Consider the following 15667-nt stretch of genomic DNA (forward strand, 5'->3'; position numbering starts at 1 on the left):
TTTGGCGGGTCCCATCGGCCGCTGGCGCAGGGCCTCTGTGACCATCTCAGTATCCCGCCAAGATCTGGCGGGTGTTCACGCCGGCCAGCAGAGAGGTGATGGGGGCAGGGACCACGGGCTTGGGGGCTTCTAGGTACACCAGCTTCTCGCTACTGGTGGGCACCAGCAGCCCGGGCTTCTTGGCGATCCCCAGGTGATGTTGCTCAAGCACGGCCGCGGATTCCTGCAGGCGGTGCTCCAGCCGCTGGGCGGCCTCGAGTTTCTGGAAGTTCTGGGTCCACTGGCCCTGCCAGTGGAGCGTGAGGCCACAGAGGCCAAGCACGGCCACACCAAGGCCGGCCAGGGAACCATCGGCCACCCGGTGCAGGTTGCCCAGCACGGGCGATTGGCGCTCCACCCTGCGGGCCGAGAGGGAGCCCTGAATCAGCGCGAGGGGGCGTTGACGCGACCCGCGGTTGCCCTCGGTAGCACCGGAGGAGGGCTTCTGTGCGGGAACGGCAACCACGGCCAGGGACGCTGAACTGCGCAAGTGAACCATGGGGATAGGCCTCCAGCAAGGGAGCCGGATGCTCAGCTGCCCAATAGCACGAGATTGCTGAAGGTGAGCGCATTCCAGAGGGCGTGCATCAGCACCGAGGCCCCAAGGCGGCCACTGCTGAGGCGTAGCCAGCCCAGGCCGAGGCCCAGCACAAACAGGGGCGGCAGTTCTCCCAGGCTGAGATGGGCGATGGCGAACACCGCAGCACTGATCACCACGCCCCAGCCACTGCCCAGTTCCCGGGCGGCCACGGGCAATAGCACCCCACGGAAGATGGTTTCTTCAAAGAGGGGAGCTAACACCACGGCCGTGAAGGCGAAGCAGGCCAGGGCGGGCAGATTGCGGCTGTTTAACACCAACTCCAGCAGCGGATTGCTGCCGCCGGGATCCCCCCAGATCTGTCCCTGCAGCCAGCCCACCAGGCTCACCAGGGGCAGCACCATCAGGAAGGTTTTGAAGGCGCGGCGGAAGCTTGTGCCAAGGGGCTGGAGGCGGAACTGGAGCCAGCCCCCCTGCGGCGCTGGCACCTGGCCCCGCAGCATCAGCCACAGGATCATCAGGGGGCCGGCCATGAGGGCCAGGTAGAGTCCCACAACCGACAATCCCTGCCGCAGGGCTGGGGCCAGGGCCAGATTGCCCAGCCCAGCCTCCAGCAGGGGGGCCACGAGCAGCGGTGTGAGCAGCTCGCCCACCACCACAAACCCCCCGGCTACCAGCAGCACCACATCCAGGGCCGAGAGGTTAGGCCCCATCAAGAGCGCCATGGCGCCACTGCCGCGGCGCCAGCGCAACCACAGTTCTCGGCCCAACAGAGAAACCCCCACCAGGAGGGTCAGTACCGGCAGCACCGTCACCGCCACCAGCTGGATGGTGGCTCGGCTGGCAGCCTGTTGATCGCCGCAGCTGCTGCCGCTGCCCACCAAGCTCGCACAGCTCCACTGCTGCAGTAAGGGCCCCTGGTGAAGCTCCTCACTCAGTCGTCGGGCCTCGCTGGGTTGGAGGGGCTGTTCCTGGAGCAGAGCAGCGGCGATTGCCTGTTCGGGCCCCCCACCGCCAGCCACCTGCCGCAGCAGGCTGCGGGCCGCCCTTGGCTGTTGCCGTAAGTCCAACAGGGCTTGCTCCAGCAGCAGGTTGGCCGGGGGCGGGGTGCCCTGCTCTTCCAGGCTGGTGCGCTGCCGCTCCAGCTCCTGCTCCAGGGCGTTGAGCGGCTCAGCCCCCGCGAGCAGGGACCGGATGGACGGCGGCAGTTGCGGCGCCGCCAGCACCGCCAGTTCCAGTTGGCGACGGTTGAGGTCATGGCCCACGGAAGGGCGATCCAGGCTGGTGACGAGGCCGTTGAGCCACAGCAGCAGGCTGATGGCCAGGCTCACCAGAGCTACGGCCACCTTCCAGCCGGGTGGCCGATCGCTGCTCTCGGGTCGTCCGCCGCCTGCCGTCACCGCATCGATGCTGGGTTGGAGTGGATTCTCCTTGGCCGCTGAGCCGAGTGAGGGCCCAGGAGCGTTCCCATACGATCCTTCTATCTGTGTTGTGCGCCCGTGTCCCTCCGGATCCTGCTGGTTCGCCACGGCCTGAGCAGCTTCAATCTCGAGCACCGCATTCAGGGTCGCGACGACCTCTCCTCCCTCACCGATGAGGGCGTAAGGCAGGCCCTGGCCACCGGTGAAGCTCTGCGGGATCTCCCGATTACGGCGGCCTACAGCTCTCCGCTGCGCCGCGCCAAGGACACCGCTTCAGCCCTGTTGGCGGCCCAGGGCGGCGGGCTCACCGCCCAACTGGACGACGATCTGCTGGAGGTGGATCTGGCCCCCTGGAGTGGTCTGCTGGGCACCGAGGTGCGCGAGCGTTTTCCCCAGGAGCACCGCCTCTGGCGCCAGCATCCTGAGCAGCTGATCCTGCAGCGCTCCGATGGCGGTAGCTATGCCCCCATCCAGGAGCTGATGGAGCAGGCGGGCCGTTTCGTAAACAAGCTGCTGAAGAGCCACGACCCTGCCTCCAGCCAGCCGCAGACCGTTCTGGTGGTGGGGCATAACGCCATCCTGCGCTGCCTGCTGCTCACCCTGCTGGGTTTGCCAGCCAGCGGATTCCGGCGCCTGCGCGTGGAGAACGCCTCCCTCTCGGTGCTGAACCTCACCACGGGCGACGCCGGTGGCATGGCGGTGCAGATCGAATCGCTCAACGGCACCAGTCACCTCCACTCCGCGGTGTGCGCCAGCACCCTGCCCGCCAAGGCCCACGGCCCCCGGCTGCTGTTGGTGCGCCATGGCGAAACCGACTGGAACCGCCAGGGCCGCTTCCAGGGTCAGATCGACATCCCCCTCAACGAAAACGGGCGGGCCCAGGCCGCCGCTGCCGGTGCATTCCTCAAGGCGGTGCACGTCGACCGGGCCTACACCAGTTCCATGGCACGGCCCCGCCAGACGGCGGAGGGCATCCTGCAGCACCATCCCGGGGTGCCCCTCACCAGCGTGCCCCACCTGGTGGAGATTGGTCACGGGGAGTGGGAAGGACGGCTGGAGGAAGAGATCTCCGCCACCTGGCCAGAATTGCTGGCCGATTGGAAACGGGCACCGGAGACGGTGCAGATGCCTGCGGGCGAAACCATTCACGACGTGTGGGATCGCTCGCTCAAGGGCTGGCACACCATCGCCGCCAGCCTGCATCCCGATGAAACTGCCCTGGTGGTGGCCCACGATGCGGTGAACAAGACCATCCTCTGTGCCCTATTGGGGCTCAGTCCGGCGGACATCTGGGCGGTAAAGCAGGGGAATGGCGGTGTCACCGTGATTGATTACCCCCACGGCCCCGATGAGCCTCCCGTGGTGGTCTGCCTGAACCAGACGGCCCATCTTGGGGGCGTGCTCGACCGCACCGCCGCCGGCGCCCTCTGACCCCCTGCCCGCCATGCGCAGCCGTTTTCTCCAGGGTGTTCAGCTGCTGGCGGGCCCCGGCCAGGCCCCCCGCCGGGCCGATGTGTTGCTGGAGAACGGCACAATCGCGGCCCTTGATGCGGCGGCGACTGAGCGCGCCGGCGGCCTGGGGCTAACGCCGATTCAGGCCGGAAACTGGTTGCTGGCGCCTGCGCTGGTGGACCCCCATTCCGAGCTGGAGGATCCCCACAGCGGTGGTGCCGAAACCCTGGCCTCGCTGGAGCGTTCCGCCCTCGCGGCCGGGTATGGCACCGTGGCCCTGCTGCCGCGAGCCCGCACTTGGCGTGATCGCCCGGAATGTCTGCACCTTGCGGGGGCCTTGGGGCTGCGCTTGCTGCTCTGGGGCAGCTTCAGTCGCGCCGGACGTGGTGAGGAGCTGGCCCCCCATGCTGACCAGTTGGCCGCGGGAGCCGTGGGGCTGGCCGAGGGGCCGGAGCTTCCGCCCCTGACCCTCCTGGAGCGGGGGCTGCAGCTGGGTGAGATGGGCGCCGCTCCCGTGCTGATTGCAGCGCGCGACGCCAGCCTCAGCCAGCAGGGCTTTGTGCGGGCGGGGGTGGAGGCCCTGCGGGCGGGCTGGCCCATGGATCCGCCCCTCAGTGAAAGCCTGCCGCTGCAAAGCCTGCTCAGCCTGGCGCGGCTGTTCCCGCAGCGACGGCTGCAGTTGATGAATGTCTCCACAGCCCAGGGTCTGGCCGAACTTGGCCAGTGGGCAGGCCCCCAACGCCCCCAGGCCACGGTGTGTTGGTGGCATCTGCTGGTGGATAGCGGCAGCCTCGATCCCCTGGCAGAAGGCTGGCGGGTGGTGCCGCCGCTGGGCACCCCGGCCGACCGCGAGGCCCTGATCGCCGGCCTGGCCTCTGGACTGATCACGGCTGTGGCGGTGCACCATGTGGCGCTCGATCCGGAGGAGCAGTTGCTGCCCCTGGATCAACGCAAGCCTGGGGTGGCAGGCCACCGTTTTGTGTTGCCAAGCCTCTGGGCTGAACTGGTGCAGCGCCGGGGCTGGAGCGTGGAACAGCTGTGGCAGGCCCTCTGTTTCGGCCCGGCTGAGCTGCTGGGCCTCCATGCCCCCAGCCTCGCCTCCGGTAGTGGTGATTGGATCCTGTTTGACCCCCAGCAGGAGTGGCATCCCTCCCAGGACCCCCACGCTCCGCTGGCGGCTAATCAGCCCTTGGCAAGCCAGCCGCTCCGGGGCCAAGTGCTGGCCACAGGCCTCAGGGCTGGCCTGTGGCGCGGGGCGGACTGACGCTGGTCAGAGGGTCGGCGCTGCCCAACGGCCCAGCGGTGTTGAGGGGCCAGAAGCGCCAGAAGGCCCGGCCGATCACTTCGCTCTCTGGCAGGAAGGGGCCTCCGGGCCAGAAGCGGCCATCCCAGCTGTTGGCCCGGTTGTCCCCCAGGGTGAGCACGTGGCGGGGCGGCACCACGGCATTGAGGCTGCGGCAAGGCCCCATGCCCTGGTTGTCCACGGGGCAGTAGTTGGTGACATAGGGCTCGTTCAGCTTCTGCCCGTTCACGCTCACTTCGCCACGGGGGTTCACCACCACGCGATCACCGCCCACGGCCACCACCCGTTTGATATAGGCGTCGCAGGCCGGCTCCTGCAGGCCTGGCAGCCCATTGATCAGCGGCAGGTTCACCACGAGGCAGCGCAATGGCCCGGCCTGGTGGTTCACTTTCAGCACCGGATCGAAGTGATGGGGGGCGTGGAACACCACGATTTCACCCCGCTGGGGAGGGCGGCTGCGGTAGGTGAGCTTCTCCACCAGCAGGCGGTCCTGCAGCTGCAGCCCTGGCAGCATCGAGCCCGAGGGGATGAAGCGCGCCTCCAGCAGCAGTTGGCGGATGCCCAGGGCCACGGCGAGGGTGATCACCACCCCCCGCCAGAACACCCACGGACTTTCCGGCGGAGTTGATGACTGATCGTTCTCGCTCAAGGGTTGCCGGTCCGGCCTTGGGTTCAGTTGGGGCAGATTAGGGCTGCTTGTGGCGCCCTCCATGGTTCGACCCCGCTGGTTCGCCTCCCAGAGGGCCCAGGCGGGCAGTGGATGGCGCCATTGGGACCGGTTCGTGGCGGTGTGGGCCGGCGTGAACCTGGTGTGGGTGGCCTTTGACCTCACCTACCTGCCCCTGCGCACCTTCTGGCTGCAGCGCAATCTCACCCCGCTCCCCTCGGTGCCCCTGGTGATTCCCCTCACCCTGCTGCCCGATATCACGCCCCTCTACGACCCCGTGAAGGGGATTGAGCCCCACCGCGAGACCGAGGCCTACCTGGCCAGCTTCCGCCGCCTCGACCAGGCCCTCCAGGCCGGTGAATCTGTGGCCAGCGTGGCACCCCTGCGCCGCCGCCAAGTGCTGCTCACCGAGCAGCTGATCAACGAGAACCCCTTTCTGGGTTCCGGCAATGCCGGAACCCTCGAGAAGATCAAGAACCGCCTGCGGCAGCGGGCTGGGCTCGACTCCGCCAAGCAATCGGCGGCGGTTCTGCTGGGGGACCGATGGCTGACCAGTCACCCCTGGCAGCAAGAGCGTCGCTTCTGGCAGCAGCAGGTACTGCCCCTGGTGGCCACCAGCTACTGGCGCTCCATCGATGAAAACGGCCGCCCCTCCGATCATTTCTGGCGCTTTGATCTAGCCCTGTTTCAGAGCGTCTTCGCACTGGACATCCTGCTTCGGGTTCTGCGGCTGCGGCGCCGTTTCCCGGGATTGAGCTGGAGGGATGCCCTGCTGCGGCGCTGGATCGATCTGCCTCTGCTGCTGCCCGTCTGGCGCTGGTTGCGCCTGGCCCCTGTGGTGGAGCGCCTCAGTGGCGCGGGCCTGATCAACGTGGAGCCTTTGCGGGCCGCCGTTAGCCGGGCAGTGGTGTCGCTGTTGGCCCTGGAATTGTTTGAGGTGCTGGCCCTGCAGTTGGTGGACGGCACCCAGTCGCTGCTGCGCTCACCCCAGTGGCCCCGCTGGATCCGCAGCCTGCGCAGTCACCAGAGCGTCAGCCTCAATGACGAGCGAGAGCTGGTGGAGCTGTTGCGCCTGTGGGGTCCGATGGTGCTGGGCCAGGTGGCGCCACGGCTCTCACCGGAACTGCAGTCAGTGCTCGGCCATGCCCTGCAGCAGAGCATGCGTGATCTGCCCGGTGGCGCTGTGATGCCGGCCGCCTTGAGCCGCCAGTTGGCCAGTGGTGTGGTGGACAGCCTGATGGAACTCTCGCGCAGCACGGCCGATCGCCTGGCCCAGCACGACAGCCGCCAGGTGGAGCTGCTGCAACGCTTCGGTGATCGCTTCTGGGAGGAACTGGCCCTGGCTCTGGAGCGGGGCGGCACACTGGAGCGCAGCCAGCAACTGCTGTGCACGCTGCTGCAGGAACTCAAACTCACCTATCTGGCCCAGGTGAATCGGGCCGGCATCGACGCTCTGATGGACGAGCTCGACGATCTGACCTCGCCGGCGCCGGTTTCAGCCCAGCAGGAGCGCTGACCACTCCTCAGGCTTGAACCCCACCAGCACTTGGCCGGAGCCGGTGAGGGCAAAGGGACGCTTGATCAGCTTGCCATCGGCCGCCAAAGCCGCCAGGGCCTGCCCATCGTCCATGGCCGCCACGGTGGCCGATCCCAAAGCTCGGTAGCTCTGGCCGCTGGTGTTGAACAGGCGCTTGCGCCCCACCGCCGCCAGGGCCAGCTTCAGGTCTTCCAGGCTCGGAGGGGTGCTGGTGATATCCAACAGCTCGATACCACTAGAAAGACCCTGCTGGTCAAGCCATTGCAGGGCCTTACGGCAGGTGCCGCACTTCGGGTAGCTGTAGAGGCGCAGAGGCGCTGGACTCACTTGCCGATCAGAGCTTTGAGGGCACCCACCAGGCTGTTCGAACCCTTGCCAACGCCGCCTTGGGGGCGGGTGCGCACGGTCACGTCGCCATTCACGCTGGTGCGGCAGCTGAGGCGGTAGTTGGCGGGGCGATCGGCCAGATACACCTGCTCCACATCGCTGCGAGGTGAGAGGTTCTGCATCCCTTCCACCACTTCAACGACACAGGTGCCGCATTGGCCTACGCCGCCGCAGTTGTTGAGATTGTTCAGGCCCTTGTAGGGGTTGATCCCGGCATCGAGAGCAGCCTTGCGTAGGTTCGCCCCTTCAATGCAACCGACCTGCTGGCCTTCCTGTTCGAAACGGATGGTGGGCACGGTCGGAAGGGGATCACGGCGCCGACCAACTTACCTGCTTGGCGGCTTCTGCCGCCCACTTTTGGGGGCGGCTGCAACGGATTGCAGCCCTAGCTCGCTGCCTAGCATGGGCGTCTCTGCAGTGCCACAGGTGAATCCAGCGGGCTACGACCGGATCCAACGCCAGTTGATCCCCGGATACAGCAGCCTGGCGCGGCTTGGCGTAGCGCTGTTGGCGGCCTCGCCCCTGGCCAGTGCCCCAGGCTCCGAGGTGCTGGTGGCCGGCTGTGGCACCGGTGGCGAGTTACTGGAGGCGGTGGCCCAGCGGCCCGATTGGCACCTCACCGCCCTGGATCCCAGTGCCGACATGCTGGCGGAGGCCCAGCACCGACTGGAGGGCCAGGGGCATGTCAGCTGGCGACAGAGCACCGTGGAGGCCCTGGCCGAGGACCAGGCCAGCACAGCCCGTTTCGGCGGTGCCCTCTCCGTTCTGGTGTTGCAATCCCTTCCGGATGACGGCCGCAAGCTGGCGTTCCTCTCGGCCCTGGCCGCCAGCCTCCAACCCGGCGCTCAGTTGGTGCTGGTGGATCTGATGCAGGCCTCATTGCCCTCCCTGGAGCAGCAGGTGAGCACGGCCTGGCTTGGCTTCCAGCGGGCCAGCGGCCTGCAGGCCCCTGAGGCAGAGCTGGCACCCCTCACCCAGGGTCTGCATCCCATCGGCCTGGCCCGTCTCACCAGCCTGGTGAACGCTGCCGGTTTCGGCGACCCCGCCCGCATCTTTCAGGCCCTGGGCTTCGAGGGGTTCCTGCTGCAACGCCGCAACTGAGGCCTCAATCCCCGCCGCTGGCCTGGCCGGCCGCGGCGATGCAGTGCTCGAGCAGGGCAGGCACAGCATCCGCATCCAGCCAGCCGGTGATCTCGATCACACGCCCCTCCAGACTTTTGTAGGTGCGGAAGAACTCGGCCACCTCTTCAAGCTGGTTGGGAGCGATCTGGCGGATGCTGCGGATCGCGCGCTGGCGGGGATCCGCCGCGGGCACGCACAGCAGCTTGCCATCACGGGCTCCGCAGTCCACCATGTCGAGGATGCCGATGGGCCTGGCGGCAATCAGGCAACCCGCGAAGGTGGGCTCCTGCATGATCACCATGGCGTCCAGGGGGGCCCCGTCCTCGGCGAGCGTATTGGGAACGAAACCGTAGTCGAACGGGTAGCGCACGGAGGAGTGAAGCACCCGGTCGAGGGCCATGACCCCCGCCTTGGCGTTGTACTCGTATTTATTGGAGCTGCCGGCGGGAATCTCCACCACCAGGTTCACCACTCCTGGCGCCGGCGATGCCTGCAGGCTGCGCAAATCCATCGAGGGAGCTCGTGGTGGATGTCCTGGCCGGAGGGCTGATGCGATCAGTGAGCACGCTGGCGATGGGAAGCACCAAGGTGATCAGCGCGATCAGGGCTCCGAAAACTGGGGCGCCGGTGTGCAACAGCGTTCCCGGACTGTAGGGCTCCTCGCTGGCTTCGCCGTTGATCTCGTCACTCGGAGAGGAGCTGGTGCTGGCGAGAGCTGTGGCGTTGGATCGCGGAGGGGGGTCGGAGTCCATGGACGGGGTCAAGGGAACAACCCACCAACGATCCGTTCTGGATCTGGACCCCGCGGTTCACAACGGCAGGGGGTGGGGGATGGCCTCGTGAGCGCCGCCAGGTCTTGAAGACCGTTCAGATTCTCAGCGAAGGGCTACACCCGCCCCAATTCTGACACCCATGGCCAGCTTTAGGCAGCGGGCCTGGCCTGTTCGTGCTGCCCGCGCTTGCTACTGAGGTTGGTGGGCAGGGTGCCCTGGCTGCCGAGCAGCTCGCGGATCGCCCTCAGCTCGTCGAGGATGGATCCGAGCAGCTGCTGCGTGGCCGTGGAAGGGGAGTTCAGCACCTCCACGGTGACCTCCTTGATCCGCAGCACATCCCGGGCGAACCGCGCCACCTCATTGGGATGGAACATCAGCGGCTCTTTCTGATCGCTGCGATATTCCGGGTTGAGCTTGCGGGGGTTGAAGGGGGGATTGAGGTTGCGGGGATCGGTGTTGGTGTAGCGATACACCGATGCCCGCGAACGATTGAGCGATCGCTGCACCTCGTCAATCCCGATCAGATTCTCGGCGCTCTCGGCCGAGTTGGCGGCCCCTTCAGCGGCGGCCACACCGCCCAGAGCAGCCTCTAGGGCCATCGCGCTCGAGCCGATCCCGGAGGCGCCCAGTCCTGCAGTCATCGAATGGGCGGGCATGAGACAGGCTTGCGACAGTTGGGAATGCGAGGGAAGCTAGCAGACTTTTCGTTGCATGACCGGAATTTCTTCCCAAGTTCGGCGCTGCGTGTGTCGCTTCTCCAATCGGTTCCACGGCCGAGGCCTGGCGGCTCGGTGATAGCTTCCGGCCTCAACTCCACCGGTGAATCCCATGCGCGTCTCCCGCCTGATGCTGGTGACGCTCCGGGATGACCCGGCGGAGGCAGAGATTCCCTCCCACAAGCTGCTGCTGCGGGCCGGTTACATCCGCCGCGTCAGCAGTGGCATTTACGCCTATCTGCCCCTGCTCTGGCGGGTACTGCAGAAGATCTCCGCCATCGTGCGCGAGGAACTCAACGCCACCGGGGCCCTGGAAACCCTCCTGCCCCAGCTGCAACCGGCTGATCTCTGGCAGCGGAGCGGCCGCTGGGCGGGCTACACGGCCGGAGAGGGAATCATGTTCCACCTCCAGGATCGCCAGGGCCGCGAGCTGGGCCTCGGACCCACCCATGAGGAGGTGATCACCTCCTTGGCGGCCGATCTGCTGCGCTCCTACCGGCAGCTGCCGGTGAATCTCTATCAGATTCAGACCAAATTCCGGGATGAAATTCGCCCCCGCTTCGGCCTGATGCGGGGCAGGGAATTCATCATGAAGGATGCCTATTCCTTCCATGCCAATGAGGCCTCCCTCAAGGAGACCTACGCGGCCATGGATCGGGCCTATCGCCGCATCTTCAGCCGCTGTGGCCTCCGGGCGGTGGCCGTGGAGGCCGACAGTGGCGCCATCGGCGGTTCCGCCAGCCAGGAGTTCATGGTCACGGCGGATGCCGGTGAAGATCTCATCCTCACCAGTGCCGATGGCTCCTACGCCGCCAACCAGGAACGGGCCGTGTCCCTGGCCCCGGCGGCCGTGGCTCTGCCGGGTGGTGCCCTCGCTGCCGGCCACGGGGAGAGCCTGGCCACCCCCAGCCAGAGCAGCATCGAGGCCCTCTGCACGGCCCATGGTTTTGACCCCACCCAAACGCTCAAGGTGTTGCTGCTGCTGGCCCGCTTCGAGGACGGCAGCCAGCAGCCTGTTTTGGTGAGCCTGCGGGGAGACCAACAGCTCAACGAGGTGAAGCTCACCAATGCCGTGACCGCCCGCTGTTCAGCGCAACACGGTGCCCTGCTGGAGCTGGCTCCCCTCAGCGCCGATGCGGCAGCGAAGGAGGGCCTAGATCCCCTGCCCTTCGGCTTCATGGGCCCCCACCTAGAGGATGACCTGATGGCGGGTGCCCGCAGCTGGCCACCTCGGTTCCTGCGCTTCGCCGACACCACCGCCGCGGAGTTAGGGGCCTTTGTGTGTGGTGCCAACCGCGTGGATACCCACCTGGTGGGGGCCACCTGGGGCTCGCTGTGTGCCTGCCCCGAGACCCTGGATCTGCGGGCAGCCCAGCCCGGCGACCGTTGCCAGCACGACCCCGATCAGGTGCTTTTGGCCAGCCGCGGCATTGAGGTCGGCCACATCTTCCAGCTGGGCCGCAAGTACTCCGAGGCGCTGCAGGCCACCTTCACCAATGAGGGCGGCGTGGAGGAGGCCCTGTGGATGGGCTGCTACGGCATCGGTGTTTCCCGCCTGGCCCAGTCGGCGGTGGAGCAGCACCACGATACCCATGGCATCTGTTGGCCCACCGCCATTGCCCCCTATGAGGCGATCGTGGTGATGGCGAACGTGGCCGATGCCAACCAGAAAGCCCTGGGGGAGCGGCTCTATGCCGACCTGCAGGCTGCCGGCATCGAGGTGTTGCTCGATGACCGCGACGAACGAGCGGGCGTGAAGTTCAAGGATGCCGATCTGCTCGGCATCCCCTGGCGGGTGGTGGTGGGTCGCGGTGCCGCCGATGGCCAGGTGGAGCTGGTGCAGCGGGCCGGAGGTGTAAAGCAGGATCTGCCTAGCGATGCGCTCAAGGCGGTTCTGGTGGGCGCGATCGAGGCGGAGCGCGTCGGTCTGCCGGCGGTTTAGGCAACGCCAGCCGGGGTTCAATGCAACTCCTAGGATCCCCTCAGACTTTGCATAACCCGTGATGGCTGCTGGATGGCGTCGTCTGATGGCAGCCGTTTTCGCTGTCTGCCTGTGTCTGTCCATGGCTCTCACGGCCTGTTCCGGCAGCAGTGGCCCGCTCACAGGCAACTACGTGGAGGACACCGTGACGGTGGCCGACACCCTGCTGGCCACCATCGCCCTGGATGCCGATGATCCCGAGCGTCCTGAAGCCGAAACCCAGGCGCGCGCCCTGATCAACTCCTACGTGTCCCGCTACAGGGCCCAGCCCAAGGTGAATGGGCTGGCCTCCTTCACCACCATGCAGACCGCCCTTAACTCCCTGGCGGGTCACTACGCGAACTATGCCAACCGCCCTGTGCCGGAGGCCCTGCGGGATCGCCTCAGCAAGGAACTCAAGAAGGCGGAAACCGGTGTGGTTCGAGGTGCCTGATCGCCTGCTACCACTGGATAAGGCGGCCCTTTGGGCCGCTTTTTTATTGGATTCTTTGACGGGAGGACGCTTGATCTGAGATCCTCTTTGTTTGTGCTCAGAAGCGGCCACGGGCCGCTGTGTCCTTGGCCAACGTTGTCGTCATCGGTGCTCAATGGGGTGACGAGGGGAAGGGCAAGATCACCGATCTGCTGAGCCGCTCCGCCGACGTGGTGGTGCGCTATCAGGGCGGGGTCAATGCCGGTCACACCATCGTGGTGGACGACAAGGTGCTCAAGCTGCACCTGATCCCCTCCGGCATCCTCTATCCCGACACCGTCTGCCTGATCGGTTCCGGCACAGTGGTGGACCCGAAGGTGATGCTCGGCGAGCTGGACATGCTGGCCGAGAACGGCATCGGTGTGGCGGGCTTGCAGCTGGCCTCCACGGCCCACGTGACCATGCCCTACCACCGCTTGCTCGACCAGGCGATGGAGCAGCGCCGCGGCGACCGGCGCATCGGCACCACCGGCCGGGGCATCGGCCCCACGTACGCCGATAAATCCGAGCGCAATGGCATTCGCATCATCGACATTCTCGATGAAGCTCGCCTGCGGGATCGCCTGGCCGGGGTGCTGGCCGAAAAGAACGAGATTCTCACCAAGCTGTATGGCCTCGAGCCGCTCGATTTCGAGGCGGTGGTGGCCGAATACGTGGGTTACGGCCAGCGGCTCGCGCCCCACGTGGTGGACTGCACCCGGGCCATTCACCAGGCCGCCAGGGCCCGCAAGAACATCCTGTTCGAGGGTGCCCAGGGCACCCTGCTCGACCTCGACCATGGCACCTATCCCTACGTGACCTCCTCCAATCCCGTCAGCGGTGGGGCCTGCATCGGTGCCGGCGTGGGACCCACCCTGATCGACCGGGTGATTGGGGTGGCCAAGGCTTACACCACCCGGGTAGGCGAGGGCCCCTTTCCCACCGAACTCGAAGGCAGCCTCAACGACCACCTCTGCGACCGGGGCGGTGAGTACGGCACCACCACCGGCCGCCGCCGCCGCTGCGGCTGGTTCGATGGCGTCATCGGCCGTTACGCCGTGGAGGTGAATGGCCTCGACTGCCTGGCGATCACCAAGCTCGATGTGCTTGATGAGCTCGATGAGATCCAGGTGTGCGTGGCCTATGAACTGGATGGCCACCGCATCGAGTATTTCCCCAGCAGCGCTGAGGACTTCGCCCGCTGTCAGCCCATCTTCGAGACCCTGCCTGGCTGGCAGTGTTCAACGGCCGATTGCCGCACCCTTGAGGAGCTGCCTGCCACCGCCATGAGCTACCTGCGTTTCCTGGCCGATCTGATGGAAGTGCCCATTGCGATCGTGTCGCTCGGGGCCAACCGCGACCAGACCATCGTGGTGGAAGATCCGATTCACGGTCCTAAGCGGGCGCTCCTCAGCGTCTGAACCCTGAGCCGGGTCTCCCCGTTCCACTCCCATGACCTCCAAGAGCCTCGACGTTGTCGGTATCGGCAACGCCATTGTTGACGTGCTGGTGCAGGCGGATGACGACCTGCTCGATACCTTCGAGCTCACCAAGGGCACCATGGCCCTGGTGGATGCCGCCCAGGCCGAAACCCTCTACGCCAGCGTGGGCCCTGGCCTGGAAACCTCGGGGGGGTCTGCTGCGAACACCCTGGCGGGCATCGCCCAGCTGGGCGGGCGGGCCGGCTTCATCGGCCGGGTTCGCGACGACCAACTGGGCGGCATCTTTGCCCACGACATCCGCTCGGTGGGGGCCCGCTTCGAGACACCCGCTGCCACCACCGGCCCGTCTACGGCCCGCTGCCTGATCCTGGTGACCCCGGATGCCCAGCGCACCATGTGCACGTATCTGGGGGCCTCGGTAGGGCTGGATCCGGCCGATCTCGATCTGGAGATGGTGGCCCAAGCCAAGGTGCTCTACCTCGAGGGCTACCTGTGGGATAGCGACGAGGCCAAGGCGGCCTTCATCGCCGCGGCTGAGGTGGCCCGGGCCCATGGCGGCGAGGTAGCCCTGAGCCTCTCCGATGCCTTCTGCGTGGAGCGCCATCGCGACAGCTTCCTGGAGCTGGTGGATGGCCACGTGGACATTCTGTTTGCCAACGAGATGGAGATCACAGCGCTCTACAAGGCCAACAGCTTTGATGAGGCCGCCGAGCAGGTGCGCGGCCGCTGCAAGCTGGCAGCCCTCACCCGCAGTGAGCTGGGTTCATTGATCCTGAACGGCGTGGGCAGCCATGCCATTGAGCCCTTCAAGCTCGGCCCCTTGGTGGATACCACCGGTGCCGGCGATCTCTACGCCGCAGGTTTTCTGCATGCCTACACCCAGGGCCAGGACATCGCCGCCTGCGGCCGCCTTGGCTCGCTTTGCGCCGGCCAAGTGGTGACCCAGCTTGGCCCCCGTTCCCACGGCTCCCTCAAGGACCTGGTGGCCGCTCACCTCGGCTGAACTCCCTCCCCGGGATAGCCGAGCTGCTCGAGCAACTCGGCCATGGGCAGGCCCGGGGCTTCGCTGTCCGGTCGCCTCAGCAACAGCAGCCGCAGCCCCAGCTCCTGGCTCACCTGGCGCCAGAGCTGCTCCGTGCGGCCTCCAGATTCACGGCACAACACCGTAGTGATCCGCCAATGGCGGCACAGGGCCTGCTCCAGCCGGCCATCACCGGGCCGCAGGCAGGCCAGGTGCCCGTCCGGTAAACCGGCGGACAGGGCCAGTTGCAAGCTGGTGGGGTTGTCGAGGATGCGGGCGTAGTGGGCGGCGGCATTGCTCCTGGCCATGGCCCCTGCCAAGTGCCGCGAACCAATGGCCAAAAGCAGGCGGTCACCCCCTAAGTCCAGCTGAGTCAACGACTCCAGCCCGTCCAGTAGCACGGGGCTGGCAGGAAGGGATCGCGGGCTGGAGTCCAGGCGGGGTCGCTCGAGCCGCAGCAGGCGTTGACCGGACGCCTGGCAGGCCTGGCGCAGCTGCACGCTGATCAGGCAGGCAAAGGGATGGGTGGCATCCACGACCCAGCGAAACCCAGGTGGAGCCTCCAGGATCCCGGTGATCGCCTCTGGGCCGGCGAGGGCTCCTGGGCAGAGCTCCAGGCCCGGTTGCGGTCTGTAGGCCCGGGCCGCACTGGCCTCCACCACGCTCACCCGCAGCTGCCAGCCGCGACGCAGCAGCTCCCCCGCCAGGGACGGACCCTCGCCGGTGCCGCTGATCAGCCAGATACGCCCCGGCTGGGCAGCGCTGGCCCCCTGGCCTAAATGCGGGCGGTGCATCAGGATGTGGCCCCTTGCCGTTG

At 66.9% G+C, this 15667-nt stretch carries 16 protein-coding genes; 8 read left to right on the plus strand and 8 right to left on the minus strand.

Features of this window, described 5'->3' with window-relative positions; translation table 11 throughout:
• Positions 1–46: 46 nt before the first annotated feature.
• On the minus strand, positions 47–538 hold the full coding sequence (locus tag KBZ14_RS02850; protein ID WP_255116787.1) for a hypothetical protein: 492 nt from the start codon (positions 536–538) through the stop codon (positions 47–49).
• A 32-nt stretch (positions 539–570) separates the two neighbouring features.
• Positions 571–1977 (minus strand): CPBP family intramembrane glutamic endopeptidase, encoded by a 1407-nt coding sequence (locus KBZ14_RS02855; protein WP_255116788.1) that lies wholly within the window; start codon positions 1975–1977, stop codon positions 571–573.
• A gap of 99 nt (positions 1978–2076) precedes the next feature.
• Between KBZ14_RS02855 and KBZ14_RS02860 the strand changes: the two genes are divergently transcribed.
• Together KBZ14_RS02860 and KBZ14_RS02865 are read left to right on the plus strand one after the other, a co-directional pair.
• On the plus strand, positions 2077–3429 hold the full coding sequence (locus tag KBZ14_RS02860) for a histidine phosphatase family protein (protein WP_255116789.1): 1353 nt from the start codon (positions 2077–2079) through the stop codon (positions 3427–3429).
• Between the two features lie 13 nt (positions 3430–3442).
• Positions 3443–4714 (plus strand): amidohydrolase family protein, encoded by a 1272-nt coding sequence (locus KBZ14_RS02865; RefSeq protein WP_255116790.1) that lies wholly within the window; start codon positions 3443–3445, stop codon positions 4712–4714.
• Here KBZ14_RS02865 and lepB read toward each other — a convergent pair.
• Positions 4683–5402, minus strand: coding sequence for a signal peptidase I (gene lepB / locus KBZ14_RS02870; protein WP_255116791.1), 720 nt, complete (start codon positions 5400–5402; stop codon positions 4683–4685). The genes KBZ14_RS02865 and lepB overlap by 32 nt on opposite strands.
• Before the next feature lie 61 nt (positions 5403–5463).
• On the opposite strand from lepB, the gene KBZ14_RS02875 reads away from it, so the two are divergent.
• Positions 5464–6936 (plus strand): hypothetical protein, encoded by a 1473-nt coding sequence (locus KBZ14_RS02875; protein ID WP_255116792.1) that lies wholly within the window; start codon positions 5464–5466, stop codon positions 6934–6936.
• Here the strand turns inward: KBZ14_RS02875 and KBZ14_RS02880 are convergent.
• On the minus strand, positions 6916–7284 hold the full coding sequence (locus KBZ14_RS02880) for a Spx/MgsR family RNA polymerase-binding regulatory protein (RefSeq protein ID WP_255116793.1): 369 nt from the start codon (positions 7282–7284) through the stop codon (positions 6916–6918). The two genes, KBZ14_RS02875 and KBZ14_RS02880, sit on opposite strands and share 21 nt — an antisense overlap.
• Entirely contained in the window at positions 7281–7640 is a 360-nt protein-coding gene (locus KBZ14_RS02885) for a 2Fe-2S iron-sulfur cluster-binding protein (protein ID WP_255116794.1), read from the minus strand. Before KBZ14_RS02885 ends, KBZ14_RS02880 begins: the two co-directional genes overlap by 4 nt.
• A 106-nt stretch (positions 7641–7746) precedes the next feature.
• On the opposite strand from KBZ14_RS02885, the gene KBZ14_RS02890 reads away from it, so the two are divergent.
• Entirely contained in the window at positions 7747–8445 is a 699-nt protein-coding gene (locus KBZ14_RS02890; RefSeq protein WP_255116795.1) for a class I SAM-dependent methyltransferase, read from the plus strand.
• A gap of 4 nt (positions 8446–8449) precedes the next feature.
• Here the strand turns inward: KBZ14_RS02890 and KBZ14_RS02895 are convergent, their stop codons facing one another.
• Both KBZ14_RS02895 and KBZ14_RS02900 read right to left on the minus strand, forming a co-directional pair.
• Positions 8450–8977, minus strand: a complete 528-nt coding sequence (locus KBZ14_RS02895) for an inorganic diphosphatase (RefSeq protein WP_255116796.1) — start codon at positions 8975–8977, stop codon at positions 8450–8452.
• 411 nt (positions 8978–9388) lie between these two features.
• Complete coding sequence (locus KBZ14_RS02900) at positions 9389–9880, minus strand: hypothetical protein (protein WP_399210392.1); 492 nt, start codon at positions 9878–9880, stop codon at positions 9389–9391.
• A gap of 187 nt (positions 9881–10067) precedes the next feature.
• Between KBZ14_RS02900 and KBZ14_RS02905 the strand changes: the two genes are divergently transcribed.
• From KBZ14_RS02905 to KBZ14_RS02920, 4 genes are all read left to right on the plus strand, one after another.
• On the plus strand, positions 10068–11897 hold the full coding sequence (locus tag KBZ14_RS02905; protein ID WP_255116797.1) for a proline--tRNA ligase: 1830 nt from the start codon (positions 10068–10070) through the stop codon (positions 11895–11897).
• 61 nt (positions 11898–11958) lie between these two features.
• Positions 11959–12369: a photosystem II protein Psb27 gene (psb27, locus tag KBZ14_RS02910; RefSeq protein ID WP_255116798.1), complete on the plus strand. Its 411-nt coding sequence runs from the start codon at positions 11959–11961 to the stop codon at positions 12367–12369.
• A gap of 119 nt (positions 12370–12488) precedes the next feature.
• Positions 12489–13808, plus strand: a complete 1320-nt coding sequence (locus KBZ14_RS02915) for an adenylosuccinate synthase (RefSeq protein ID WP_255116799.1) — start codon at positions 12489–12491, stop codon at positions 13806–13808.
• Positions 13809–13839: 31 nt separating this feature from the next.
• The gene (locus KBZ14_RS02920; RefSeq protein ID WP_255116800.1) at positions 13840–14832 is read left to right on the plus strand and encodes an adenosine kinase; all 993 of its coding nucleotides are present in this window, start codon (positions 13840–13842) and stop codon (positions 14830–14832) included.
• On the opposite strand, the gene KBZ14_RS02925 is transcribed toward KBZ14_RS02920, so the two are convergent.
• A complete protein-coding gene (locus KBZ14_RS02925) occupies positions 14820–15644 on the minus strand; it encodes a precorrin-6A/cobalt-precorrin-6A reductase (protein WP_255116801.1) in 825 nt (274 codons plus the stop codon). The two genes, KBZ14_RS02920 and KBZ14_RS02925, sit on opposite strands and share 13 nt — an antisense overlap.
• Positions 15645–15667 lie beyond the last annotated feature (23 nt).

Origin of the sequence: Synechococcus sp. HJ21-Hayes (assembly GCF_024345835.1) — a bacterium.
Taxonomy (GTDB): domain Bacteria; phylum Cyanobacteriota; class Cyanobacteriia; order PCC-6307; family Cyanobiaceae; genus Vulcanococcus.

Coding starts and splice junctions, on each gene's coding strand:
- KBZ14_RS02865 (WP_255116790.1), top strand. CDS start 3,443: ATGCGCAGCCGTTTTCTCCAGGGTGTTCAGCTGCTGGCGGGCCCCGGC.
- KBZ14_RS02890 (WP_255116795.1), top strand. CDS start 7,747: ATGGGCGTCTCTGCAGTGCCACAGGTGAATCCAGCGGGCTACGACCGG.
- KBZ14_RS02905 (WP_255116797.1), top strand. CDS start 10,068: ATGCGCGTCTCCCGCCTGATGCTGGTGACGCTCCGGGATGACCCGGCG.
- KBZ14_RS02895 (WP_255116796.1), bottom strand. CDS start 8,977: ATGGATTTGCGCAGCCTGCAGGCATCGCCGGCGCCAGGAGTGGTGAAC.
- KBZ14_RS02850 (WP_255116787.1), bottom strand. CDS start 538: ATGGTTCACTTGCGCAGTTCAGCGTCCCTGGCCGTGGTTGCCGTTCCC.
- KBZ14_RS02900 (WP_399210392.1), bottom strand. CDS start 9,880: ATGACTGCAGGACTGGGCGCCTCCGGGATCGGCTCGAGCGCGATGGCC.
- KBZ14_RS02920 (WP_255116800.1), top strand. CDS start 13,840: ATGACCTCCAAGAGCCTCGACGTTGTCGGTATCGGCAACGCCATTGTT.
- psb27 (WP_255116798.1), top strand. CDS start 11,959: ATGGCTGCTGGATGGCGTCGTCTGATGGCAGCCGTTTTCGCTGTCTGC.
- KBZ14_RS02925 (WP_255116801.1), bottom strand. CDS start 15,644: ATGCACCGCCCGCATTTAGGCCAGGGGGCCAGCGCTGCCCAGCCGGGG.
- KBZ14_RS02875 (WP_255116792.1), top strand. CDS start 5,464: ATGGTTCGACCCCGCTGGTTCGCCTCCCAGAGGGCCCAGGCGGGCAGT.